At 65.3% G+C, this 24,302-nt stretch carries 18 protein-coding genes; 7 read left to right on the forward strand and 11 right to left on the reverse strand.

Annotated elements, in window-relative coordinates:
• Positions 1-14: 14 nt before the first annotated feature.
• The 9 genes from EJE94_RS08195 to dsrA form a co-directional block, all read right to left on the reverse strand.
• Positions 15-1,988, reverse strand: coding sequence for an NAD(P)-binding protein (locus EJE94_RS08195; RefSeq protein ID WP_121242279.1), 1,974 nt, complete (start codon positions 1,986-1,988; stop codon positions 15-17).
• 41 nt (positions 1,989-2,029) lie between these two features.
• Complete coding sequence (dsrK, locus tag EJE94_RS08200; RefSeq protein ID WP_243642560.1) at positions 2,030-3,571, reverse strand: sulfate reduction electron transfer complex DsrMKJOP subunit DsrK; 1,542 nt, start codon at positions 3,569-3,571, stop codon at positions 2,030-2,032.
• Between the two features lie 27 nt (positions 3,572-3,598).
• Positions 3,599-4,330, reverse strand: coding sequence for a respiratory nitrate reductase subunit gamma (locus EJE94_RS08205; RefSeq protein WP_121242277.1), 732 nt, complete (start codon positions 4,328-4,330; stop codon positions 3,599-3,601).
• 189 nt (positions 4,331-4,519) lie between these two features.
• Positions 4,520-4,855, reverse strand: a complete 336-nt coding sequence (locus tag EJE94_RS08210; protein ID WP_121242276.1) for a TusE/DsrC/DsvC family sulfur relay protein — start codon at positions 4,853-4,855, stop codon at positions 4,520-4,522.
• Between the two features lie 44 nt (positions 4,856-4,899).
• Positions 4,900-5,199, reverse strand: coding sequence for a sulfurtransferase complex subunit TusB (tusB, locus tag EJE94_RS08215; protein WP_121242275.1), 300 nt, complete (start codon positions 5,197-5,199; stop codon positions 4,900-4,902).
• 10 nt (positions 5,200-5,209) lie between these two features.
• On the reverse strand, positions 5,210-5,575 hold the full coding sequence (tusC, locus tag EJE94_RS08220; protein WP_121242274.1) for a sulfurtransferase complex subunit TusC: 366 nt from the start codon (positions 5,573-5,575) through the stop codon (positions 5,210-5,212).
• Between the two features lie 10 nt (positions 5,576-5,585).
• Entirely contained in the window at positions 5,586-5,978 is a 393-nt protein-coding gene (tusD, locus tag EJE94_RS08225; RefSeq protein WP_121242273.1) for a sulfurtransferase complex subunit TusD, read from the reverse strand.
• Positions 5,979-6,000: 22 nt separating this feature from the next.
• Positions 6,001-7,074 (reverse strand): dissimilatory-type sulfite reductase subunit beta, encoded by a 1,074-nt coding sequence (gene dsrB / locus EJE94_RS08230; RefSeq protein WP_121242272.1) that lies wholly within the window; start codon positions 7,072-7,074, stop codon positions 6,001-6,003.
• A 94-nt stretch (positions 7,075-7,168) separates the two neighbouring features.
• The gene (gene dsrA, locus EJE94_RS08235) at positions 7,169-8,464 is read right to left on the reverse strand and encodes a dissimilatory-type sulfite reductase subunit alpha (protein WP_121242271.1); all 1,296 of its coding nucleotides are present in this window, start codon (positions 8,462-8,464) and stop codon (positions 7,169-7,171) included.
• Positions 8,465-8,749: 285 nt separating this feature from the next.
• Between dsrA and EJE94_RS08240 the strand changes: the two genes are divergently transcribed.
• From EJE94_RS08240 to EJE94_RS08270, 7 genes are all read left to right on the forward strand, one after another.
• Positions 8,750-8,962, forward strand: coding sequence for a DUF6967 family protein (locus EJE94_RS08240; RefSeq protein ID WP_121242270.1), 213 nt, complete (start codon positions 8,750-8,752; stop codon positions 8,960-8,962).
• 18 nt (positions 8,963-8,980) lie between these two features.
• The gene (cas6, locus tag EJE94_RS08245) at positions 8,981-9,607 is read left to right on the forward strand and encodes a type I-MYXAN CRISPR-associated protein Cas6/Cmx6 (RefSeq protein ID WP_121242269.1); all 627 of its coding nucleotides are present in this window, start codon (positions 8,981-8,983) and stop codon (positions 9,605-9,607) included.
• A gap of 100 nt (positions 9,608-9,707) precedes the next feature.
• A complete protein-coding gene (locus EJE94_RS08250) occupies positions 9,708-10,046 on the forward strand; it encodes a TusE/DsrC/DsvC family sulfur relay protein (protein ID WP_121242268.1) in 339 nt (112 codons plus the stop codon).
• A 176-nt stretch (positions 10,047-10,222) separates the two neighbouring features.
• Positions 10,223-10,852: a hypothetical protein gene (locus EJE94_RS08255; RefSeq protein ID WP_121242267.1), complete on the forward strand. Its 630-nt coding sequence runs from the start codon at positions 10,223-10,225 to the stop codon at positions 10,850-10,852.
• Between the two features lie 7 nt (positions 10,853-10,859).
• The gene (locus EJE94_RS08260; protein WP_121242788.1) at positions 10,860-11,747 is read left to right on the forward strand and encodes a TauD/TfdA family dioxygenase; all 888 of its coding nucleotides are present in this window, start codon (positions 10,860-10,862) and stop codon (positions 11,745-11,747) included.
• A gap of 158 nt (positions 11,748-11,905) precedes the next feature.
• Complete coding sequence (locus EJE94_RS08265) at positions 11,906-14,233, forward strand: acetate/propionate family kinase (protein WP_121242786.1); 2,328 nt, start codon at positions 11,906-11,908, stop codon at positions 14,231-14,233.
• A gap of 122 nt (positions 14,234-14,355) precedes the next feature.
• Positions 14,356-14,829: a bacteriohemerythrin gene (locus tag EJE94_RS08270; RefSeq protein WP_165904786.1), complete on the forward strand. Its 474-nt coding sequence runs from the start codon at positions 14,356-14,358 to the stop codon at positions 14,827-14,829.
• A gap of 66 nt (positions 14,830-14,895) precedes the next feature.
• Here EJE94_RS08270 and EJE94_RS08275 read toward each other — a convergent pair whose 3' ends face one another.
• A complete protein-coding gene (locus tag EJE94_RS08275) occupies positions 14,896-16,278 on the reverse strand; it encodes an HlyD family type I secretion periplasmic adaptor subunit (protein ID WP_243642561.1) in 1,383 nt (460 codons plus the stop codon).
• The gene (locus EJE94_RS08280; protein ID WP_207855820.1) at positions 16,271-24,301 is read right to left on the reverse strand and encodes a calcium-binding protein; all 8,031 of its coding nucleotides are present in this window, start codon (positions 24,299-24,301) and stop codon (positions 16,271-16,273) included. Before EJE94_RS08280 ends, EJE94_RS08275 begins: the two co-directional genes overlap by 8 nt.
• Between the last annotated feature and the right edge of the window lies 1 nt (position 24,302).

Here is a 24,302-nt window from a genome sequence, read left to right on the forward strand (position 1 = left end):
GCTCGATTAGATGATTACTCGCCCAGACCCATCTGGATGTAGCCGGTGGGGCAGACATCGTGGCAGATGTGGCAGCCGATGCACTTGTCGTAGTCGGTGGCGACGTAGCGACCCGTGGTGGCCTCGGTCTTCTTGACACGATAGACGGCGGTCTGCGGGCAATAGACGACGCAGTTGTCGCACTCGAAGCAGAGGCCGCAGCTCATGCAGCGCTTGGCCTCGTTGATTGCCTGCTTCTCGTCGAGCGGGTCCAGACGCTCCTCGAAGTTGCCCAGTGCGGACTCCTTGTTGAGATGCGTGATGTGGCGCTTGTTGCGCGGCGTGTATTGGAAGTGACCGAGGAACAGTTCGTCGTGCGGGATGACGTAGCGGTCGGAGCGGTTTTCGTAGTTGTGCACCGCGACCTTGCTGCTGTCGGTACCGCGCAGCGGTTCGCGCGCCTCTTCCACCGTCGTGCCCTTTTCGGCCAGCTTGCGCATCAGGTCGAAGACATGCACGTCGATCTTGGGGCGACGGCCGGGCTCGATGCCCAGCAGGAACTGGTCGATGCCGTCGGCGGCAATGGCGCCGTGGCCGATGGCGGTGGTCAGCAGGTGGGGACGGATGACGTCGCCGCCGGCGTAGACGCCCGGCTTGCCCTGCACCGCGTAGGCCTTGTCGGTAGTGATGGTGCCCTTGCCGTTGTTGAACACTTCCAGGCCGGTGAAGTCGATCGCCTGGCCGATGGCGGAAACGATCAGGTCGGCCGGCAGATCCTTTTCGCTGCCCTCGATCTTCTTGATCTCGAGGCGGCCGCCGACCATCTTGGCCTCGCACTGGCAGACGCGCAGGGCGGTGGCGCGGTTGTTGGCGTCCTTGATCACGGCAACGGGCATCCAGCCGCCCATGATGTCGATGCCTTCAGCCTGGGCGTGCTCGATTTCCGGCTTGCTGGCCATCATTTTGTCGACCGGGAAGACCGAGGTCAGCACGACTTCGGCACCCTGGCGCATGGAGATGTCGGCGACGTCCTGGGCCATCTGGCCGGCGATCGCACCTTCCCAGTCGGTCGGCTTGGAAGTGGTGATGTGGCCGAGGCGACGGGCCACGGTCGCGACGTCGATCGAGGTGTCGCCGCCGCCGACGACGACGACGCGCTTGCCGACATGCTTGAGGCGGCCGTCGTTGAAGGCCTTGAGGAACGAAGTCGCGGTCACGACGTTGCTGACGTTCTCGGTGCCTTCGACGGGCAGCGGGCGGCCGCCCTGGGCGCCCATGCCGAGGAACACGGCGTCGAAGTCCTTGTTGATCTGGTCCATCGAGATGTCGGTGCCGACCCGGCACTTGAGCTTGACTTCGACACCCAGGTTGAGAATGCGCTGGATCTCGGCGTCGAGGACGTCGCGCGGCGTGCGATAGCCCGGAATGCCGTAGCGCATCATGCCGCCGAGGAACTCGTGGTCGTCGAAAATGGTGACCGAGTGGCCCTTGAGGGAGAGCTGGTAGGCCACGGACAGGCCGGCGGGACCGCCGCCGAGGACGGCGACCTTCTTGCCGGTGAGCTTCTCGGGCTTCTTGAATTGCAGGTTGTTTGCAATCGCGTATTCGCCGAGGAAGTGCTCGACGGAGTTGATGCCGACATGGTCCTCGACCATGTTGCGGTTGCAGCCGGTCTCGCACGGCGCCGGGCAGACGCGGCCCATGACGGCCGGCAGCGGGTTGGCTTCGGTCAGGCGGCGCCAGGCATATTCCTGCCACGGCATGACGGGCTTGCCGTCGGCGCCCATCGGCGGCTTCTCGACGCCGCGGACGATGTTGAGGTAGCCGCGGATGTCCTCGCCGGACGGGCAGGAGCCCTGGCACGGCGGGGTCGACTGGACGTAGGTCGGGCACTTGTGCGACCAGCTGGCCTGGAAAATCTGCTCCTGCCAACGCTTGATCTTGGTATCGCCGTCCTTGTATTTGCGGAAGGTCAACTTCTCGGTTTGGGTCTCGGTCGTGGCTGACATCTTCGTCTCCGTAGTAATCGTTGTGTGTATCCGGTGCTTCTTTACTGCTCGTCGCCCAGTTTGATGGCGGTGCTTACCAGTTGATGCACGCCGCCCACCAGGCGCATGTTGAAACCGTAATAAGGCAGGACCTTGGTGAACTGCGCCTTGCAGATGGCGCAGATCGTGGCCATGAAATTCACCCCGTCGTGATCGGCGACGTGCTTTAGCGCTTCCATGCGCGGCAGGGCGCCCTTGATGCGCAGGTCGATCAGTTCGTCGGTGAGGACGCCGCCGCCGCCGCCGCAGCAGAAGGTCGTCTCGCGGATGGTCGACGACTCCATTTCAACGTAGTTGTTGGCCACCGCCTTGATGATGTTGCGCGGGATGTCGAACTGCCCGCCGGCGTAATCGCCCATGCGCGAGGCGCGGGCCACGTTGCAGGAATCGTGGAAGGTGATGATGCGGTCGTCGTTGGCGGACTTGTCGAACTTGAGCCGGCCCTGCTGGATCAGGTCCCACGTCACTTCGCAGATGTGCGAGGGTTGCTTGTAGTTCGGATCGAGCTGCTTTTGCAGTTCGATGGCGAAGGGGTCGTTGGCGCCGGCGCCAATGCCTGTCAGCGTGTTCCAGAAGGCATAGGCGGCGCGCCAGGCGTGACCACACTCGCCGACGACGATGCGCTTGACGCCGAGTTCAAGCGCCGCCTCGCGGATGCGCAGCGCGATCTTGCGCAACTGGTCGTAGTTGCCGATGAACATGCCGAAGTTGCCGGCCTCGGAGGCCTTGGACGACAGTGTCCAGGAGATTCCGGCGGCATGGAAGACCTTGCCGTAGCCGATCAGGCTTTCGATGTGCGGCTCGGCGAAGAAGTCGGCCGACGGGGTGACCAGCAGCACCTCGGCACCGTGTACGTCGAGCGGATACTTGACGTCGACGCCGGTTGCGTCCTTGACGTCCTCTTCCAGTCCTTCCAGGGTGTTTTCCAGCGCCGGGCCGGGCAGGCCGAGGTTGTTGCCGATCTTGTGGACCTTGCCGATGATCTCGTTCGAATACTTCTGGCCGTAGCCAACCGTATCGAGGATGGCGCGGCCGGCCATGGTGACTTCGGCAGTGTCGATGCCGTAGGGGCAGAAAACCGAGCAGCGCCGGCACTCCGAACACTGCCAGTAATAGGTGTACCAGTCGTCGAGGACTTCACGGGTCAGGTCCTTGGCGCCGACGAGGCTGGGGAAAAGCTTGCCGGGGAGCGTGAAGTAGCGGCGATAGACGCTGCGCATCAGCTCCTGGCGCGCCACCGGCATGTTTTTGGGGTCGGCGGTGCCGATGAAGTAGTGGCACTTGTCGGTACAGGCGCCGCAATGGACGCAGGAATCCATGAAGACCTTGAGCCCGCGATACTTGCCGAGCAGGTCGCCCATCTTGGCGATGGCCTTGTCGTGGGTTACCTGCCAGTCGTCGTCGAGCTTGCCCTGGAAGCCGATGGCCTCCTGGATCTTCTCGCTGGCGACGTATGCCTGGGAACCGGCCATGGACCCCGGTTGCAGCGCCGGGATGGTCGGGAACTCGCGGAATGCAGGTGCTTTGATTTCTGGGCCGGCCACGTTCTTGTCTCCTCCTGTTGGGCCTTCTTATTTGCCGTCGAACTCAGACGCCCAGGCCGCGATGTGACGTGCTTCGCGCGGGTTGTCCACCTGGTTGCGGGTCGGGCTGAAGAAGATGCCCGGCGCGTGCAGCAGCTTGCTGATCGGGAAAACGATCATCAGCAACGCCACCAGCGCCAAGTGAATGTAGAGGCCGGGATGCTCGGGCAGCGGCTGGATTTCCAGGCGCATCAGGCCGAGGAAGAATGCCTTCACGGCGACGATGTCGGTATGCATGACGAACTTCATCATCAGGCCGGTGACGGCGATGCCGAGCAGCAGGGCCAGCATCAGGTGATCGGAGGGGGTCGAGATATAGCGGATGCGCTCGACCAGGAAACGGCGCGCCCACAGGCCGCCGAGGCCGGCAGCCATGGCGAAACCGGCATAGAGGCCGAAGGGTTGGATCAACGCGACCCAGAACCACACCGGTTCGGTGAAATAGCGCAGATGGCGGGCGAGCACGAGAAACAGGCCCATGTGGAACATCCAGCCAAAAATCCAAATCCACAGGTTGGCTTTGAAGAGGCTTTCGAACAGGGCCACTTCACGAAACATGCGAAAAACCATGCCGCCAGTCGTCGTCGGAGCGGGCGTCGTGGGAATCAGCAACGGCGCCGGCGTACGCGCGAAATCGGCAATCTTGTAGATCAGACCGACGACGAGCAATGCGGTCGCGGCGTAAAAGAGTATCGCGAAAAAGTAGGTCGCGGCAGTCATGGTCGGCCCTGGCTTGGCAATTTACGTCGGCAAAAGACGCTCAACTTTTCGACTTCGGCTTGCTCCTCGGAATGCCTTGCGGCATTCCGAGGTGCGCAGCGAGCCGTCACCCGAAATCAAATTCCGGCGCCAATGCGCGCGGAGGCTGTTTCGGCTGGCGGTCCGCCGAAGGCGGACAACTGGCAGTGCTCAGACGCAGCCGGTGGGCTTCGCCAGGCCGGCGATCTTGCACGCCTGCTTGGCCGGGCCGTAGGGGAACAGCTCGTACAGATACTGGCTGTTGCCCTTCTCTGCGCCGAGTTTCTTGCCGATGGCCTTGGTCAGCACACGAACGGCCGGGGCGATCTGGAACTCGTTGTAATAATCGCGCAGGAAGTTGAGGACTTCCCAGTGCTGGTCGGTCAGCGTGACGTTCTCGGTCTGGGCCAGATAGACGGCGACGTCCTCGTTCCAGTCGTTCAGGTTGACCAGGTAGCCTTCTTCGTCAACTTCGTAGGACTTGCCATTCACTTCGATCATAGCCATTACAGTGTCTCCTTGATTGATTTATGTAACTTGATGGGCGGGGATTACAGCCAGGACTGGTTGGTCTTGTTGTTCGCGACGAGATCGACGAAACCGGCGTAATCGACGGTGGTGACGCCGTCGGTGACGCGATCGGCGATGCCGCGGGCTTCGAGATCGGCCTGCAGCGCGTAGACCTTGAACTTGGCCATGGCGGCCTTGAGTTTGGGCTCGTAGGCGTTGCCCTTGGTGGCGGCGTAGACGCCGTCCTCGATCAGGAGGATGGCGCCGTCGCCGACGGCCGTGGTAAGCACGGTGTCCAGGGAATTGCGATCGAGCGGGGACTTGTTGATGATGTGCAGCATGCTATTTCCCTCAGAACGACAGGAGGACGTCCTGCTCCTCCATCAGCTTGCCAAGTTCGGCGCGACTCACGACTTCCACCGGTACGCACAGGTCCTCGGCGGTGAGGCCACGGGCGGCCAGGGATTCCTGATCGACGTAGAGCTTCTCGATGTCGTAGTCCTCGAGTGCGCCGTAGGTCTTCTCGAAACCCTTGACCTCGATGCCCTTGGTCTGGTGGCCCTTCTTGAGCTGATAGACGCCGTCGTCGAGGAATGCCATCGAGCAGTTCTGGTCGAAGGCGGCGGCAATCAGCACCACTTCAAGCGACTCCAGGGCGTAGATGGTGCCGTAGGGCGCTTTGCGGTTGACGAACATGAATTTCTTGATATCGCTCATGGTTCGCCCCTTAGTCGCCGAACACGACGATGCGGTCGGCCTGGATGCCGGCTTCGATCAACTGACCGAGGCCGGAGATGCGGAAGCCGGGCGCCAGGTTGGTGGCGTCCTTGCCGTTGCGCTTGGCTTCGCCCTCGTCGACGATGCCGCGACGCTGTGCGGCGGCGACGCAGACCACCATGTCAAGCTCGCTACCCTGGGCCAGTTTCGACCAGCGACTGACGATGTTGCGGTCGTCCTGCGGCGGCGTCGTCAGACGGGTCGCGTTGTTGACGCCATCGTGATAGAAGAACACGCGAAAAACCTCGTGCCCCTTCGCCAGTACCGCCTTGGTGAAATGATAGGCGCTGTCGGAGGCCTGATGCGTGTAAGGCCCCTCGTTGACCACAATCGAAAATTTCATCGTGCAATACCCTCTCTTATCCTCAGAAGCGGACGTGAGCCGACGCGTTGAGGTTCGCACGCGAACCGCGCCAGTCGTCGATCAGGTACTTGGTGAAGGTCAGGCCGGTCTTCTCGAAGAAGCGCGGCCAGCCGATGCGGTCGATCCAGTCCGACAGGCGCTCCCACGGGCGGGCATCGGCCTTGTAGGCCTTGATGATGTCGCCGACGACCTTGTTGACCTCGGGCCAGCGCGGGGCGTTGTTGGGCAGGCCGGAGGCGACCATTTTCATGATCTGCGGCTTGCCGCGGGCGTTGGCGTTCTTGCCGCCGACCCAGATCGCCAGCTTGGAGTGCTCGGGGTCGTTGATCTGCATGGGCGGGCAGGGCGGGTAGCAGGCGCCGCAGCAGATGCACTTCTTCTCGTCGACTTCCAGCGAGGGCTTGCCGTTGACCAGGGCGGGGCGGATGGCCGCGACCGGGCAGCGGGCCACGACGGCCGGACGTTCGCAGACGTTGGCGACGAGATCGTGGTTGATCTTCGGCGGCTTGGTGTGCTGGATGATCACGGCGATGTCGGCCTGGCCGCCGCAGTTGATCTCGCAGCAGGAGGTCGAGAGGTGCAGGCGGTTCGGCATCTCTTCGTTCTTGAACTCGTGGTAGAGCTCGTCCATCATCGACTTGACCACGCCGGAGGCATCGGTGCCGGGGATGTCGCAGTGCAGCCAGCCCTGGGTGTGGGCGACCATCGACATGGAGTTGCCGGTACCGCCGACGGGGAAGCCGTTCTTCTCGAGTTCGGCGATCAGCGGATCGACCTTCTTCTGGTCGGCCAGGATGTACTCGATGTTGGAGCGGATGGTGAAGCGGACGAAGCCTTCGCCGAACTTGTCGGCGATGTCGCACAGGGTGCGGATGGTGTAGGTATCCATCTGGCGCTGGGTGCCGGCGCGCACGGACCAAACCTGGTCACCGGAGTGGGATACGTGGTGCAGGACGCCGGGACGCGGACGGTCGTGATACTTCCAGTTACCCTTGTTCTTGACCAGGGTGGGGTGCATGAACGGGGTGGCATCGGGTACACCACTCTCGACTGCTCGACGCTGAGCTTGAGCCATATTTGTCTCCGAAAATGTCGGTATTGCTATTAGGGGTATTTATGCGCCACTGCGCCCGGCGGGTTTGACCCCGCCAGGTGCGGCTTACACTAGCTTACGCGGCAGCCTTCTTGGCCTTGATCTTGGCCACTTCCTCGTCCCAGCCGCCCGTGTTGACGTAGGGATTCATGCGCGGCTGCGAGACCATGTTGGCGTCGATGTCGAGACCGATGCCTTCCAGGAAGTTCACCAGGCCGATGCGCTCGATCATCTCGCCGGTGCGCTCGTGCTCCAGCGCGTTCTCGGCGAAGAAGTCGATGATGGACTGGGCCAATTCGACCAGGCCTTCGTAATCCTCGTCCTTCTCGAGTTTCATGAAGGGGATGATCATGGTGCCCATCAGGCTGCCGATCTTCAGGTGGCTCTTGCCTCCGACGAGGATCGAGGCGCCCTTGTCCTTGCCCGGAGCCAGGGCGCCGGTCATGACGTTGACGCAGTGCATGCAGCGCACGCAGTCCTTGTTGTCGATCTCGAGGCACTGGGCATCGTTGAGCGCGACGGAGGAGATGTGGGCGGCCTTGTTGACGTCCTTGGCATCCTTGATCTGCAGGGCCTTGGTCGGGCAGCGCGAGACGACGTCGTTGACCAGCTCGTTCATGCCGTGCTTGGCGAACCACTTCTTGCCGAGCTCGTTGTCGGTGCGCATGTTGTCGCGCCAGGTGCCGATCACGGCCATGTCGGCGCGGTGAATGGCGTTCATGCAGTCGTTGCCGCAACCGGAGAACTTGAACTTGAACTTGTAGGGCAGGGCCGGACGATGGATGTCGTCGAGGAAGGTGTTGACCACCATCTTCTGCGCCTTGGCTTCGTCGTAGCAGGACTGTTCGCAGCGGGCCGCGCCGACGCAGGACATCGAGGTGCGCACGGCCGGGCCGGCGCCACCCATGTCGAAGCCCATTTCGTTGATCGCATCGAAGGCCGGTTGCACGTTTTCGCTGGTGCAGCCTTGCAGCATGATGTCGCCGGACTGGCCGTGCAGCGCGATGAGGCCGGATCCGTACTGGTCCCAGATGTCGCAGAACTTGCGCAGGGTGCCGGTATCGTAGTGCATGCCGGGCGGGGGCATGATGCGCAGCGTGTGGAATTCGGCGGCGTCCTTGAAGACGGCTTCGCCTTTGTCGTCCTTGATCTCGGTGAAGCGGGGAATCACGCCGCCGCCGTAGCCGATGACGCCGACCGTGCCGCCCTTCCAGTAGCCCTTGCGGGTCTTGTAGGAATGCTCGAGGTGGCCGAGCACGTCGACCATGTAATCCTTATCCTTGGCAAGGCGCTTGAGACCGGTAACGAAGCTCGGCCACGGGCCTTTTTCGAGTTCGTCCAGGTTGGGGGTGGGATGCAGTTTCTTGGCCATTCGAGTTGTCTCCTCTGTTTGGACTATTAAGGTAGCGGCGAAGAATACATCATTCCGCGTCGCTACTCAGGTTCGGTCAGATTCGGCGTTGCTGGGTGCCGCGATATTACGGAGGGGTCGGATAGCGGGCCATACCCCACGAAGGTAAATCATACGTCCTCGTGGGAGTAGTCTTACCTACCCGAAAGGAGTATATCCTTCCACGCCTAACCGGTGATGGCCTGCCGGATGCGAGCAATGCGATAGTGCGCCCCCGACAATACCCCCCAACGAGAGACCGCGATTGTGGACAAAGTTACCAGCCTTGACAAGTTCCGCGTGCCGATCGGCAACCAGGAAATCGAGCTGCAGCAGATGGAGTACGCGGCCGGCGGCATGCCGATGCTGCGCATCCGTATCCGCGAGCGCACCCGCTTCACGATTTTCGACATCGATGCGGTGACTGCCGATCATTGGGCGAAGCGCATGGCGGAATGGGCTGCGGCCCAGCCGCGCTAGCCGGGCGGGGGCAAGGCAATGTCCAATCCCACCGACGAACCGAAGGCCGACGCGGTCGACCTGGTCTTCGCCCTGCGCGGTCGCGCCATCATGGCCGACTATGCCGAGCGCCTGCGCGACGAGCTGTTGCGCTGCCTGCCCTGGCTCGGCGACGAAGCGCAGGTGGGGGTGCACCCTCTCGGTGGCTTGTCGGACGGCGAGGGTGAGCATTACCTTTCCGGGCGGTCGCGCTTGACCCTGCGCGTGCCGCGGGGCCGGGTCGAGCAGGCGCAGGCGCTGTCCGGCCAGCGTCTCGACCTCGGCGGGTCGGCCGAGGTCGGGCGCGCCACCCCGCGCGAACTCATGCCCGCCGCGGTGTTGTATTCTTCGTTCGTCGCCTACGGGCCGGCGGAAGAGGCCGCCTTCATGGCCGAGTGCCACCGTGAAGTCGGGGGCTTGGCTTTCAGGAATGCGTACCTCATCTGTGGCAAGGCGCGGCGCGCGGGCGGCGGCGCCACCGAGGTGTTCGGCTTCAGCCTCATGGTGCATAGCCTGTCGGCCGAAGAGTCGCTGCGACTGCAGGCGGGCGGGCTGGGCGTGGAGCGCCAGCGCGGCTGCGGCATTTTCGTGCCGCACAAGTCGATCGCGGCCGTCGGCGACGGTTAGAGCCAGTTCAATGCAGGGGGCGACGACGAGTGCCGCCGGCGCCGCAAACCGATGTAGAACAGTTTTTCATCCATCAACAACCCATCAAAGGAGAACACTTATGTCCTTAGTGATCAACGGAGTCGAAAAAGAGACCGATGCCGATGGCTTCCTGGTCGAAGCCGACCTGAGCGAGGAGGCGATCAACGACATCGCCGCCGCCCAGGGCGTGACGCTGACCGACGAGCACCGCGCCGTCATCAACTATCTGCGCCAGAAGTACACGGAAGACGGCCACACCCCCAACCTGCGCAACCTGATGAAGGGCCTCGAGGAAGACGGCGTGCTGACCGAAGTCTCCAGTGCCAAGCTGTTCGACCTGTTCCCGGACGGCGGTGCCGCCAAGCAGGGCGTCAAGATCGCCGGCCTGCCCAAGCCTTTCGGCAAGGGTGGCTACTGATTAAGTTCCCCCGGCCCCCTTTCACGAAAGGGGGAGCCTGCTTGCTCGCCGCGCTCGTAAATTGCGGATCGACGATGCAAGTGGCGGAGCGGTTTGCGCCTTCGGCGCGTGCCGCTTTGCCTCGGGGCGGCCCTTCGGCAAAGCTGCAACCTTTTCGCACAGAATAGCCCCCCATCATGGCAGTTCGCGTTTTCAACAAGTTCCACACTTCGGGCGCGCGCTCGCCGAAGATGCTCGCTTCGGTGGTGGCGATGCTCGCCTGGAAACTGGCGATCGAATCGATCAAGCGCATGCGCAAGGCGTATTACGACATCGATGCCGGCAAGCCCTATTTCGATTTCGTCTGCGAATTCCTCGTCTTCCTCGCCCACGCGGCGGACCGCATCGCCTATCGCTCGCTCGATGCCGAGAAGCGCAGCGAGTTCACCACGGCGCTGGCGATCCGGCTGGCCGAGATGGTGGAGGAAAGCCGTAGCGAGCTGCTCGGCGACGCCGAGCCGGGCGCCGGCCATCGCGACTTCATAGCACTCTTCAACCGCCGCGGTGCCGACTACGGCGAGTACGACTACGGCCCGGCCGGTCCCGATTTCGGCTTCAAGCGCATGTTCGCCTCCGCGCTGCGCGAGATCCTGCCCGAGAAGGATCAGCTCTGGGTCATCGACCAGGCCATGGACATCGAGGCACCCGACGCCATCAAGGCGCTGGAAAAGACCATGGCCGGCCTCTTCGGCGGCGCCGCAGCCGCGCAGCCCGGTGCCGGCGAGCGGGCCAAGGCCCAGACCAGCAGCGGCATGGGCGGCGAGTGAGCACATGATGAACGCATCGCCTTTCGATCTGAACAACGCCGCCGGCTACGCCGCCTGGCGCGAGAAAAAGTCGGCGCTGGCGCCACGGCGGCTCGAGGACATCGTCGTCGAGATCGACGACCCGCGCGCGCTCTCCGCGGCCGAGCGGCAGCGCATCGTCGAGGTCTGCGCCAACACCAACATGGTGATCTACGTCGGCAAGACCGGCGGCGATCCCGACAAGGAAATCCCGCGCAAGCTGGGCCTGCAGCTCGGCATGAAGACGCTCGACGGCCACTGGCTCACCGACAACGACGGCATCTCGCCGCTGTCGGTCAAGGGCGCCGAGGAGCGCGGTGAGCGCAAGGAATTCATCCCCTACACCGACAAGCCCATCCGCTGGCACACCGACGGCTACTACAACGTGCCGGAGCGGACCATCCGCGGCCTCATCCTGCACTGCGTGCAGAGCGCGGCCACGGGCGGCGACAACCAGCTGCTCGATCACGAGCTCGCCTACCTGCTGCTGCGCGACGAGAACCCTGAGCACATCCGGGCGCTGGCGCAGCCCGACGTCATGACCATTCCGGCGCGCACCGACGACGACGGCATCGCCCGCCCCGATCAGCCCGGGCCGGTGTTCTCGGTCGATGCCGACGGATTTCTGCACATGCGCTACACCGCGCGCACCAAGAGCATCCTGTGGCAGGGCGATGCCGCGACCCGGGCGGCAGTCGCCGCGCTCGAGCGCATCCTCGCCACCCCGACGCCATGGACCCTTCACGGCCGCCTCGAGCCGGGCATGGGGCTGGTCTGCAACAACGTGCTGCACGACCGCAGCGGCTTCACCGAGACGCCGGAGCAACGCCGCCTGCTCTATCGCGCCCGCTATTACGAGCGCATTTCCGCCGGTTAAGCGTCGCCTCGCTTCCCCCTCCGGCGCGATACGGCAGGGCGACCGCGCAGGAAATTTTCGGGGATTCATGCACCGGATTGTGCGGTGCAGCAGTATACTTTCCGCGGAATAGCCGTTCGCGCTGCCTGCGCAGGCGGGTGCGAAGTCGCGAGGTCGATATGACGCCACAGGAACTCAAACAATTTCTCGCCGAGAAGGTCCCGATGTTCGAGGGCTTCGACGCGGCCAGGCTCGAGGAGATCGCCGCCCTGTCGGAGTTGCGCACCTTCGAAGGCAACGAGGCCATCCTCGAATGCGGCGCGGCCGGCAGCTTCTTCGGCGTGCTGGTCAGTGGCCACGCCGAGATATCGGTAACCGACAGCCATGGCGGGCGGGTGCAGGTAGCCAAGCTGGAAGACGGCGACGTCTTCGGCGAGATGTCTCTCCTGACCGGCGACCGCACCGTCGCCGACGTCATCGCCGGCAACCGCTGCTTCGTGCTGATGATCCCGCAGGCGGTGTTCAACAGCCGCATCATCGTCAACCCCCGCGCCATCACCTACCTCGCCAAGCTGCTGGCCGACCGCGCCCGTGCCCAGGCCGTCGACATCACCAGCCGCCAGCTGCACGACCGCGCCCTGGCGCAATCGTCGGATCCCTACGCGCTGAGCCTCCAGACCGATGTGCCGGGCAAGATCCTCTCGCTCAACGTCGGCGTCAGCCAGATCCATTTCGGCGTCTACGACACCCAGGACGACCGCAACGACGTCCACGGCATCATCGACAACAGCGACGCCACGACGGCCCGCATCACGCTGACCGCCGGCGGCAAGGTCACCAAGCGCGAGCGGCCGGCCTTCCCGCTCGAGGACTTCCTCAAGATCGTCTTCGAGTCGATGCAGTCGCTCGAGGATGCCTACCTGTTCACCCCCTTCGAGGTCGTCGCCGTCGGCCACCGCGTCGTCCACGGTGGATCCAAGTTCTCCAGCGCGGCGGTGATCACGCCGCAGGTGATCGGCGAAATCGAGGCGCTGTCGGGCTTCGCGCCGCTGCACAACCCGCACAACCTCGTCGGCATCCGCCAGGCGATGAAGTTCTTCCCCACCGCGCCGCACGTCGCGGTGTTCGACACCGCCTTCCACCAGACGCTGGCGCCCTACGCCTACCTCTACGGCCTGCCCTACGACCTCTACAAGAAGGAGGGCATCCGCCGCTACGGCTTCCACGGCACCTCGCACCGCTACATCTCGCTCAAGGCCGCCGAGGTCTTGAAGCGCCCGCTGGGCGAGCTCGAGATCATCTCCTGCCACCTCGGCATAGGCTCCTCGATCTGCGCCATCGACCACGGCCGCTCGGTCGACACCACCATGGGCATGACACCCTCCGACGGCCTCATCATGGCCAGCCGCGCGGGCAGCATCGACCCGGCGGTGATGATCCACCTGATGGACCACTTCGGCATGTCGCCCGAGGCGCTGGGCAAGCTCATCAACACCGAGAGTGGCCTCAAGGGTATATCGGGGATTTCCGGCGACATCCACGAGATCGAGGAAGCCGCGGCCGAAGGCCACCACCGGGCTCTGCTCGCGCACAAGGCGTATTGCTACCAGGTGCGCAAGAACATCGGCGCCTACGTCGCGGCGATGGGCGGGGTGGACGTGCTCGCCTTCACCGGCGACATCGGCGAAACCAGCCCGACGGTGCGCAGCCTCGCCTGCCAGGGCCTCGCCTACATGGGCATCAAGCTCGACGAGGAAAGGAACCGCAAGCTCGAGCACGAGGGCTGCTGCGGCATGATCTCCGCCGACGATTCGCCGGTCAAGGTGATGGTCATCGCCAACGACGACGAGCGGCTGGTGGCCTGGGAGGCGCTGCGCGCGGTCGAGCGCAACCAGATCACGCTGTCGATCCAGGACGAGGAGGCGGCGCCGATCCCCATCGAGATCTCCGCCCACCACGTTCACCTTGCCCAGAGTGATGTCGACAAGCTGTTCGGTCCCGGCCACCAGCTCACGCCGGAGCATGAGCTGTCGCAGCCCGGCCAGTTCGCCTGCAAGGAGAAGGTCGATCTCGTCGGCCCCAAGGGCACCATCGCCAACGTGCGCGTGCTCGGCCCGACGCGCAAGGAAACCCAGGTCGAGATCGCCATGACCGAGCAGTTCAAGCTCGGCATCCAGCCGCCGATCCGCGAATCGGGCGACCTCGCCAACACCCCGGGCATCACCCTCAAGGGCAGCCATGGCACGGCCGCCATCGAGCGCGGCGTGATCTGCGCCCAACGCCACATCCACATGTCGCCCGAGGACGCGATGAAGCTGCGGCTGCGCGACAAGTACGTCGTGCGCGTGCGCGTCGAGGGCGACCGCGAGCTGATCTACGGCGACGTCGTGGTGCGGGTCAACCCCAACTACCGCCTCGCCATGCACATCGATACCGACGAGGGCAACGCCGCCAACATCCGCACCGGCATGCTCGGCTACATCGAGGAAATCCAGAGCCGCCGCTGAGTTCCGCCGTCCACGCAACAGCGGGCGCCGCCCGCTGTTGACGTATGTCAATAGACATAGGCGCGCCGTAGTGGAAAATTGGCGTTCGCAGCCAGCGCACTGCGCCGACGAGAGGTCTGATCGTGCTAATCCATTGGGGCCAGAGGTTCGAGACCGGCATCACCGAAATCGATCGCGAGCATCGCCATCTCGTCGATCTGACGAATTCGCTCAGCGCCTCGCTGGAAAAGCCGGAACCCCATATCCTGCAATCGGTGTTCATGCAGTTGGCGGGGTACATCTGCCACCATCTGGTTTCCGAGGAAACGCTGGCCGCCCACCACCGCGTCGATGCGGCCCTGCAGCAGCGGCTGCAGCAGGAGCATCAAGCGTTCGTCGCGGAAATCGGCCGTCTGCAGAAGAAGATGGAGTCCGATCCCGTCCACACCGCCCAGGCCTTGCAGGCCTGCCTCACGGACTTCATCAACCATCACGTGCTCGTCACCGATTTCGAGCTGGCGGCGGCGCTGCCGAAGGAACACCCGCAGCGCCATCACGAAGCCAGCGAGGCGGAGCATCGCGTTCGTACCCTGCACGGGGTAGGCGGCAAGTCGTAACGCGTCCTGTCGTCGCGCCGATCGAACGAAATCCAGCCGGCCGACACCGGCGGATAGCGCGGCGGGTCAGCGCTCCCGTCCGGCCTCGTGCCAGGCCTTCTGCACCGGCGACAGCAGGTACTCCAGCACCGTGCGCGTGCCCAGGTGGATTTCCGCCGCCACCTGCATGCCCGGCGAGAGCCGGTGGCGCTGGTCATTGCTCTCCAGATAGGACGTCTTCAGCGTCACCAGCGTGCGGTAGCCGGCGGGCTTCGGACCACCGGCCAGCGGGTCGCCGTTCTTCTCCTGTTGGGCCGCCTCGGTCGCGTCGGGACTGATCTGGGCCACGCTGCCCTCCACCATGCCGTACTGCTGGAACGGATACGACACCAGCTTGATCTTCGCCGGCTGTCCGGCGCGCACGAAGCCGGCGTCGAGGTTCGCCACCGCCACCTCGGCCTGCATCGGCTCGTCGTGCGGCACCAGCGTCATCAGGATGGTGCCGGGTTGCACCACCGTGCCGCGGGTATGGGTCGCCAGGTCCTTGATGATTCCGTCCTGCGGCGCCTTCAGCTCGAGCAGCGATTCGCGGTGCGACTGCTTGTCGGCATCCTGGCTCAGCTTGTGGTGCTGCGCCGCAGCCTCGACGCGCTCGTTCATCAGCTGGCTGCGGTAGGTCGAGGTGATCTGCGCGAGCTTCTTCTGCGACTGGGCTATCGTCGCCTTGAGGCTTTGCACGGCATGCCGCTGCGCCGCGAGTTCCTGCTCGACCTCGACGTGCGCCCGCGCCTTGTCCAGGGCCAGCAGCTTGCCGGCGTAACCTTCCTTCACCAGCTGCTGCCAGCCGGCATCCTGCTGTTGCACCAGCGGCAGGGTGCGCGCGAGCTTGGTCTCCTGCTGGGTCGCCGCGCGGTAGTCCTGCTCCGCCTTGGCCAACGCGGCCTGTTCGGCCGCCACCGCGTCGAGGTAGGCCTGGCGCCGCGCGCCGTACTGCGACGACACTTCGGCGAAGAGCGCCGACGGGTCGTCCGCCTGCCGCTGCAAGGGCTTGCCGGCGAGTTCGGCGTCGATGCGGCGCAGCTGCAACGCCTTGACCGCCAGCTCGTTGGCGAGGCTGCGGCTGTCCGCTTCCGACATCCGCCTGTCCATGCGCACCAGCGGCTGACCGGCCTTCACCGCGTCGCCTTCGCGGACCAGCAGTTCCCGCACGATGCCCGACTCGGCCGGTTGCACCACCTGCAGGTAGCTCACCGGCACCAGCTTGCCCGGCGCCACCGCCACCACGTCGAGCCGGCCGAAGGCCGCCCAGAGCAGCAGCACCGTCAGCAAGCCCAGCACCCCGCGCAGCACCAGGCGCGGCAGCGGCGAAGGCGCCGCGCGCTGCAGGCGCAGGATGGCCGGCGAGAAATCCTCCCGCGGTGCGGTCAGGCCGAAGAGCCGCTCCTTCATCGTCGCGATCGCCTTAGCCAAGCCTCACCACCCCTTCCTGCAGGCCCGACAGGCTCTGGAAGGCCTGGATGCCGACACCGTACTGGCTGCCCTCGAGCACGTTGCGCGCCCCGCTCATGCCGACATTGGCGAGATCGCCGTTGATGCCGTACTGGTAGGCCAGATCGCCGCCGAGCGCGCCATCGTTCGAACTCGCGAGGTGGGCCTGCAGCAGGCTGTCCATCACGCTCCAGTGGTCGATCGCGTTGTTGGCTGCCCAGGCGGCGTCGAACTGGCCGACCAGCATGTCGAAGTCGAAGGCCTGCACCCTGGCGTTGAACAGCGGGTCGGCGGAACTGGCATCGAAGCTCGCCATCGCCTCGGCGATCAGCTGCAGGTTGATGGCCGTGCGGGCCGTTCCCTCGGCGTACCAGTCCTTGAGCGTGATCGACTGGTCGTTGCCGGTATCGAGCACCAGGTCGTTGCCGCTGCGGCTCAACGCCAGGTCCTGGTAGGAAATGCCGCCGCCCAGGCTCAGCGTGACATTGTCCCCGCCGAGGACGACCGTATCGTTGCCGTCGCCTGCGTTGTAGGCGACTACCGCGGCACCGCTGCCGGTCGACACGGTATCGTCGCCGGCGCCGCCGGCAATGAAGTTCGGCCCGGCGTTGGCATCCAGGGTGTCCGCGCCGGCGCTCCCCAGCCGCACGCCGGAAAGCGTCGTCATGTTCCAGGCCTGCCAGCCGCTCCACGCCAGGCCGTCCCAGGCACGCGCCCAGACGCGCTCCGTCGCGTTGGCGGCGCCGCCGACATAGCTCGTGTCGGCGAGCTCGTTGGCCGAGACCGCGATCGACTTGCCGGCGTCCTGGGTCACGCCGCTCCTGGCGAAGTGGCCGCCGCCATTGACGTCGTCCCAGAACTCGAACTTCGTCGCCGCGTCGCCGTCGGCATCGTTGACCGCGAACAACGCCGCCACCGCGATCGACTCGCCGGCCAGCACGCCGCTGTTGCCCGCCGCGATCGTCGGCGCGGCATTGGTCGCATGGTTCGAGCTGGTGATGTTCCAGGGCGTCCACGCGCTCCAGGCCAGCCCGTCCCAGGCCCGCGCCCAGACGCGCTCGCTGGCGACCGCGCTGCCGCCGACGTATTGAAGACCGTCCAGCTGCTCCGCCGCCACGGCGATGGACTTGCCTGCCGCCTGGTCCATGCCGGCGAGCACGAAGCGCCCGCCGCCGTTGACGTCGTCCCAGAACTCGTATTTCGTCGACAGGTCGCCGTCCGCATCGCTCACCGCGAACATCGTCGCAACGGCAGTGGCAGCGCCGAGCCCCACGGTGGCGGGGGCGGCAGTGACCACCGGCGCCACGTTGGTCGCGTGGGCCGCGCTGGTCATGTTCCACGACGTCCACGCGCTCCAGGCTTGGCCGTCCCAGGCGCGTGCCCAGACGCGCTCGGTGGCCGTGGTGTCCGCGCCGACGTAGGCGGTGTCGGCCAGCTCGGCCGCGGAAACCGAGATCGCCGTGCCGGCCGCCTGCGCGACGCCGGCCTTGGCGAAATGGCCACCGCCATTCACGTCGTCCCAGAACTCGTACTTCGTTGCCACGTCGCCGTCGCCGTCGGCGACCGAGAACAGGGTCGATGCGGCGACCGACGCGTTCAGGCCGACCGTCGCATTGGCGGCGCTTACCGTCGGCGCGACGTTGGTCAGATGCGGCGCCGAGGTCATGGTCCATGGCGTCCAGCCGCTCCACGCCTGGCCGTCCCAGGCCCGCGCCCAGACGCGCTCGGTGCCTATCGAGCTGCCCGCCACATATTGCAGCGAGGCCAGTTCCCCGGCTGCAACCGCGATGGGATTGCTGTCCTGTGCCACGCCCGCCTTGGCGAAGTGCCCGCCGCCGGCCACGTCGTCCCAGAACTCGTACCGCGTCGCAATGTCGCCGTCGGCGTCGGATACCGCGATCAGCGAGCCGGCCGCGACCGCCTCGCCGAGGAGAAGCGTCTTGTTCTGTGCCGTCACCACCGGCGCCACGTTGGTCGGGTGCGGGGCGCTGGTGATGGTCCACGGCGCCCAGGCGCTCCATGCCTGGCCGTCGAAGGCGCGGACCCAGACGCGCTCGCTGGCGATCGAGTCGCCGCCGACGTACTGCAAGCCGGCCAGGTGATCGGCCGTCACCGCGATGCTGGCACCCGACGGCTGGTCGACGTCATCCAGCACGAAACGCCCGCCGCCATTCACGTCGTCCCAGAACTCGTACTTCGTCGGCGCGTCGCCGTCGGCATCCGCCACGGAGAACATTCCGGCGGCAGCCACGGCTTCGCCGAGGCCGATGGTGACGTTGGCTGCCGTCGCCACCGGGGCCTCGTTGGTGAGGTGGGGCGCCGAGGTCATGTTCCAGGATGTCCACGGCGTCCAGGTCGCGCCGTCGAAGGCGCGCACCCAGAGCCGTTCCGTGGCGGTCTGGTCGCCGGCCACGTAATTCAGCGTGGCGAGGCTGGCGGCATCGACCGCGATGGACCTGGCGGCCGCCTGCGCGACGCCGTCGAGCATGAAACGTCCGCCGCCGTCGACGTCGTCCCAGAACTCGTAGCGTTGCGGCGCATGCGTCCCGCCCACCTGGATCAGGTCGGCGGCGGCCACGGCTTCGCCGAGCAGAACGGTCCGGCTGGACGCCGTCAGCGACAGCGGCTCGTCGACGGCAGAGATGACCGACAGGGTGATCAGGCCGCTGTTCGCGAGGCCGCCGCCATCCGTGGTGGTGACGAGGATGGCGAGCGTGCCGATGTCGGCGGCTCCGGGCATCCCCGCGAGCGTCGCGGTCGCGAGGTCGAACGCAAGCCAGGCGGGCAGCGGGCTGTCGTCGGCGAGCAAGACCTCATACGCGAGGCGGTCGCCGTCGGGATCGGTCAGAATCGACCCAAGGGCGAGTGAGAAAGCCTCTCCGGTCCGGACTTCCGGCGTTGCTGCAGTGAACACCGGCGCCGCGTTGTTCGCCCACACTGCGGCCTCGAGCGTGTCGCCCTGCAGTTCGGTACCGTCCTGGCCGAATTGGAACGACTCAAGGCGGGAGGGAGCGTCGGGATCGAACCAGCCCGCGATGCTGATCGTGGTGTCGGTGCCATCGACGGATAGCAGCAGGTCCCGGCCGTCGTCGCCCGCGTAGCGCGCGAAGCGGAGTTGGTCGGGCGCGACGTCGGGGCCGAACTCGATGCCGTCCCATGTGCCGTCGTCCGGCGTCTCGATAATCGTATCGTGGCCGCTGCGGGAATCGGCGGAGTACCAGTCCTCGCCACTACCGCCGATCAGCAGATCGTCGCCGGCGCCGCCGACGAGCCAGCTGCCTCCGGCAGAGGCGACGAGGGTATCGTCCCCGGCCAGGCCATGGATGTCGTTCCAGCCGGACGACGCGGCTTCGAGCAGGTCGTCGCCGCCCGTTCCGACCGTCACGACGCCGTACGCGTCGGCGGTGACCGTACCCTCTACGATGGCCTGCAGCACTTCCGGACCCCAGACGGTGCCATCGGCGAATTCCACGACCGGCATGTTCTCCGGCCAGTAGGACAGGTCGATGGCACTCGTCGTGCCGCGGACAGCGAGCGTCAGGTGATAGTTGTCGACGCCCTGGATGATATTCAGGTCGGCGGGCGCGATCCCGTCGATGAAGCGGATGGTGTTGGCTTCGAAAGGAATCGACGAGGGCCAGCCCGTGTCGATGATTTCGTCGAGGCCGTCGTTGCGGCCGATGACGTAGACGTCGCTGCCCATGCCGCCGTCGAGGTAGTCGTTGCCGGTGCCTCCCACGATCACATCGTCGCCTTCAAGTCCGTAGATGTCGTCGTAGCCCGATGTCCCGAGCAGGACGTCGTGGCCTTCGGTGCCTTCGATGACCGTGGGGCTCACGACATTCAGAGTCAGGGTGCCCTCGGTCGTGCGCCCGTCCGAGTCCGTAGCCGTGACGACGATATCGACGGCACCGGCGTCCCAGTCCGGCCAGCCTGTCAACGTCCACGAGTTCGTGTCAAAAGAGAGCCAGTACGGCAGCGGATTGTCGCCGGCAAGTTTGGCGGTATAGGTCAGGCTGTCGCCGTCCGGGTCCGTGAGAATATCGCCGAGAGCGAGGCCGAAATACCTGCCGGCGCGTGCTTCGACGGTCGTCGCCGTGAAGACGGGCGCCGCGTTGCTCGCCCGGATCGCGTCTTCGATCCGGGCTGCGTCCCAATAGGAGTCGTCGGCGGCCCAGTGGAAAGACTCGATGCGGGACGGCGCGGACTCGGAGTACCAGTTGTCGATCGTCACCGAAGCGTCCGCCCCGGCGACCGAGATGGCCAAGGCGTCGCCGTCCCCGGCATGGCGCTTGAATCGGATCTGCTCGGGCGAAATCGAGGCATGGATTTCCAGCACATCCGTCTCGCCCGCGTCTGCGGACTCGACGATCGCGTCGTTGCCGCCCTGCCGCCGCAAAACGTAGTAGTCGCCGCCGGCGCCGCCCTCCAGCAGGTCGTCGCCCGCGCCGGCGTTGAACCGGTCGGAACCCTCGCCGCCGACGATGTGGTCGTTGCCGCCGGCGCCGTTGAAGACGTCATTGCCGCCGTTGCCGACGATCTCGTCGGAGCCGAGGCTGCCGACGAGCCAATCGTCGCCCGCTGTTCCGAGCGTGTTGCCGATGGCGTCGAGGATGAAGGAGGGTTGCCAGATCGAGCCGTCGGCGAACTCGATCGAGGGCAGCGATTCGTACGGGCTCGCGACGTGAATGGAGTCGCCCGAATGCGGCATCGTCAACAACAGATCGCCGTCGTCGAGCGAGATATCGACATCGCCGGGAGCGATTCCCGCGCCGAAGCGGATGACGTCGCCGTGCGGCGCGACGTCGCGCGCGTACCATTCGTATTCGTCGATCCGGTCATGGCCGTCGCCGGCGTTGAACAGGTAAAGGTCATGTCCCAGGCCGCCGGCGAGGATGTCGTCGCCAGTGCCTCCGGCGATCACGTCGTTGCCATCCAGCCCGCCGATCCGGTCGTTCCATGCCGTGCCGAACAGGACGTCGTTGCCTGTGTCCCCCTCGATGACTTCGCCGCCGCCAAGGCTGACGCCCGCCATCGCGGCGAGCGTCGCCGTATTCCAGGTGGTGCCGTCGAGGAACTTGACCTGCTCGACCCTGAAGCCGCGCCCCTCGGTCCAGCGGGACAAGGTCAGGCTGTCGCCGGTGGTCGCGACTCGCAGGACGAGATCCGTTCCGATCACCGATACCGATACGCTGTCGGGGCTGATCCACTCGGTGAACAGCACGGTATCGACGTTGCCCGGCGTGTTGTCCTTGTCGCCGATCCGGTCCTGGCCGTCGCCGTAATGGAAGACATAGAGATCGTTCCCGGCGCCGCCGCGGAGCTCGTCGTTGCCGTAGCCGCCGTCGAGCGTGTCGGCCCCGGCGCCGCCGTCGAGCGTGTCGTCCCCACTCATGCCGAACAGGTCGCCGCCTGCGGCTCCTGCCGTCAGGGTATTCGCCCCGCCGTTGCCGAGCAGCGTGCCGTCGCCGATGTCGGGCATGGGCGGGGCGAGTTCGATGCAGTTGGCGATCGTTATCCCCCCGCCATTGGAGAACATGAGGGCTTCGACGCCCCAGCCGATGGGATCGCTTGCGTGCGGAATCACGATGCGCAGCTTCGTCGCTCCGTGCCAGGCGACGTCGAGCGTTGCGCGCACGACCGTACCGTCTTCATGCGTACCCCAGCTGAAAGAGAGGTCGGAGCCAGTGATCCCCGCGGGCAGTTGGACGGAGTCCCGAGGGACGGCGAGGTCGTAGAAAACGAGGGTGTCGAGCAGGCGGTAGTCCTTGCTGTTGCCGAGCAGCGGCGGATCGACCGGCGGCTCGTAGTACAACTCGCCCGAAGCGAGCTTGTCGGCGACCGTCCAGCCGGGACTGTACTCGGCCACCCACGCTTCTACTTCGGCCAGGGAGTTGAAATAGTCGACTCGCTCATCCTGCAGCAACACCCAATGGGCCGACTCGCGCTTCCAATATTTCGAAATCCCCTGCTGGCGGTAGTACCAGTCCTTGAATCCCGCTTCGTTCGAGCCAAAGTCTTCAACGAGGTCGACTCCCGTTTCGTCGGCCGACAGCACCAGGAATCTGTCCTGCCCGAATCCGCCGATCAGGGTGTCGCTGCCATCCCCGCCGGCCATGACGGAACCGTCGCCGTGGATGACGTCGTCCCCGGCGTTGCCGTAGAGCAGGTCGCCGCGACCCATGGCGCCGCCGGCACCAAAGATCGTGTCATTGCCGAGGCCGCCGTCGACGAGTTCGGTGGCGCTGCTCATTGCATGTATTTCGTTGTCGCCACTGCCGCCGAAGATCTCGGTGACGAGGGGGACGTATTGGTGGCTCTTCACGTAATTGACCGCCATCTGGTTGCCAACCAGCTCACCGATGGGTGCTGCCCAGCCAGCGGTGCCTTCGGAGTAGCTCTGCACGTAGCCGTCCCGGTTGTACGCCGTCAGGTCGTAATCGTAGCGGACGGTCGAGAGCGGATTGCCTTCAGCATCCGTGAGGAATCCACTCGTCACCCAACTCGCGTGCTGATAGTTGTACTGACCTCCATCCCAGACCAGGGTAGCGACGGCCGAACCCGAAGTGGTTTCGTAATGTTCCTGGCCGTTGCTGACGATCAGCGCATTGTTGCTGGCGATGCGGCTCACTTCGTAGTGGTACAGATCCCGCACCGGGCTCGTCCGGCCATAGCCCCAGTCCAGAAAGCGCGCCGAGTCGGTCGCTTCCTGATGGCTGGAAATGAGCTCATTGCTCAGTGTGCGGTAAGTGGTCGTCGTGACTTGATGCGTCACCTCGAGGGACGGATTTGCTGACCACGGCACCTCGTAGGTCAGGTTGCCGAGGCTGCGCCAATGAACAAGGCCACCGAGCGCAGTCACGTAGTTCGTGTACTGGTTTTCCGCCGTCCAGGCCTGGGCCGCGATGATCTGCGCCTTGGTGTTTGCCCACAGGCTGCCGATGACAGTGGCCGCTTCATCCGGCTGCGCGATCACGGCACCGAGGGTCATCGCATTGCTGCCGTCGAAATCCACCGTCCAGCTCTGCGCCGCCCCGGCGTAGTAGTTCTTGACGATCACGCCGTCCGCCGTGCCCTTGACGATGACCCGCAGATCGTCGCCCTCGCGCACAGCGCGCAGGTCTGCCGGTGAGCGCCAAGACTCGAAGCGCAGCACGTTGGTCTCGCCACCGCCGTCGATGACAGTGTCCGTCCCGGAACCGCCGATGATCCGATAGACGTCCGTGCCGGCGCCGCCGTCGAGGATGTCGGCGCCACCCCCGCCATCGAGGATGTCGTTGCCGCCGCCGGCCGCGATGCGATCGACGACGCTGGTTCCGGTCAGCACGTCGTCACCGTTCGTACCTGAGATATCGAAGCCGCGCGCCATCAATTCGTCGTACGACAGCGTGCTGCCGTCGTCGAACTCGATGCGGTCGAAAGGCCGGTTGCGGAACACGCTGTCGGCATTGAAGCTCGTGAAGCGCAGGATGTCCGCGGCATCGCCGCCGACCTGAATTTCCAGCTCCCGATAGGCGCCGAGCCGGTGGCTGATGTCGGCCGCCGTTGCCCCCGAGATCCTGAGGACGTTGCCGGTGTTCGCTCCGCCTGTCGACACACTGTCCGTGCCGTCGCCCACGCTGTAGATCAGCGTGTTGCCCCAGCCCTGCAGATCGATGCGGTCGTCGCCCAGGCCGCCCGAGACCGTGGCTCCGCCGCCCAAGGACTTCAGCTCGTCGCTGCCGCCGCCGCCCATGATGATCGGCTCGCCGTTTGCGCCAGTTGCCGTCATCGATTCTGCGGCATAGCGTCCGACGAACTGCGACTGGGTCAGCATCTCCCCGTTTACGTCGAATCGTTCCACCGCCCCGGCCAGTCCGCCGACGACCACGACGCGATCGGCGGTGCCGTAATCGATCATCAGGTCGCCGCCATTGACGGTGGAGACATTGCGTACGCCCGCCACGCGCAGCGTGTCCTTGCCGCTGACGTCGACGATCGCCTCCGTCGCACCGTTGGCCATCATC

Source organism: Sulfurisoma sediminicola, assembly GCF_003865015.1.
Classification (GTDB): domain Bacteria; phylum Pseudomonadota; class Gammaproteobacteria; order Burkholderiales; family Rhodocyclaceae; genus Sulfurisoma; species Sulfurisoma sediminicola.

Coding starts and splice junctions, on each gene's coding strand:
- EJE94_RS08195 (WP_121242279.1), bottom strand. CDS start 1,988: ATGTCAGCCACGACCGAGACCCAAACCGAGAAGTTGACCTTCCGCAAA.
- EJE94_RS08205 (WP_121242277.1), bottom strand. CDS start 4,330: ATGACTGCCGCGACCTACTTTTTCGCGATACTCTTTTACGCCGCGACC.
- EJE94_RS08210 (WP_121242276.1), bottom strand. CDS start 4,855: ATGGCTATGATCGAAGTGAATGGCAAGTCCTACGAAGTTGACGAAGAA.
- tusB (WP_121242275.1), bottom strand. CDS start 5,199: ATGCTGCACATCATCAACAAGTCCCCGCTCGATCGCAATTCCCTGGAC.
- tusC (WP_121242274.1), bottom strand. CDS start 5,575: ATGAGCGATATCAAGAAATTCATGTTCGTCAACCGCAAAGCGCCCTAC.
- tusD (WP_121242273.1), bottom strand. CDS start 5,978: ATGAAATTTTCGATTGTGGTCAACGAGGGGCCTTACACGCATCAGGCC.
- dsrB (WP_121242272.1), bottom strand. CDS start 7,074: ATGGCTCAAGCTCAGCGTCGAGCAGTCGAGAGTGGTGTACCCGATGCC.
- dsrA (WP_121242271.1), bottom strand. CDS start 8,464: ATGGCCAAGAAACTGCATCCCACCCCCAACCTGGACGAACTCGAAAAA.
- cas6 (WP_121242269.1), top strand. CDS start 8,981: ATGTCCAATCCCACCGACGAACCGAAGGCCGACGCGGTCGACCTGGTC.
- EJE94_RS08250 (WP_121242268.1), top strand. CDS start 9,708: ATGTCCTTAGTGATCAACGGAGTCGAAAAAGAGACCGATGCCGATGGC.
- EJE94_RS08255 (WP_121242267.1), top strand. CDS start 10,223: ATGGCAGTTCGCGTTTTCAACAAGTTCCACACTTCGGGCGCGCGCTCG.
- EJE94_RS08260 (WP_121242788.1), top strand. CDS start 10,860: ATGAACGCATCGCCTTTCGATCTGAACAACGCCGCCGGCTACGCCGCC.
- EJE94_RS08265 (WP_121242786.1), top strand. CDS start 11,906: ATGACGCCACAGGAACTCAAACAATTTCTCGCCGAGAAGGTCCCGATG.
- EJE94_RS08280 (WP_207855820.1), bottom strand. CDS start 24,301: ATGATGGCCAACGGTGCGACGGAGGCGATCGTCGACGTCAGCGGCAAG.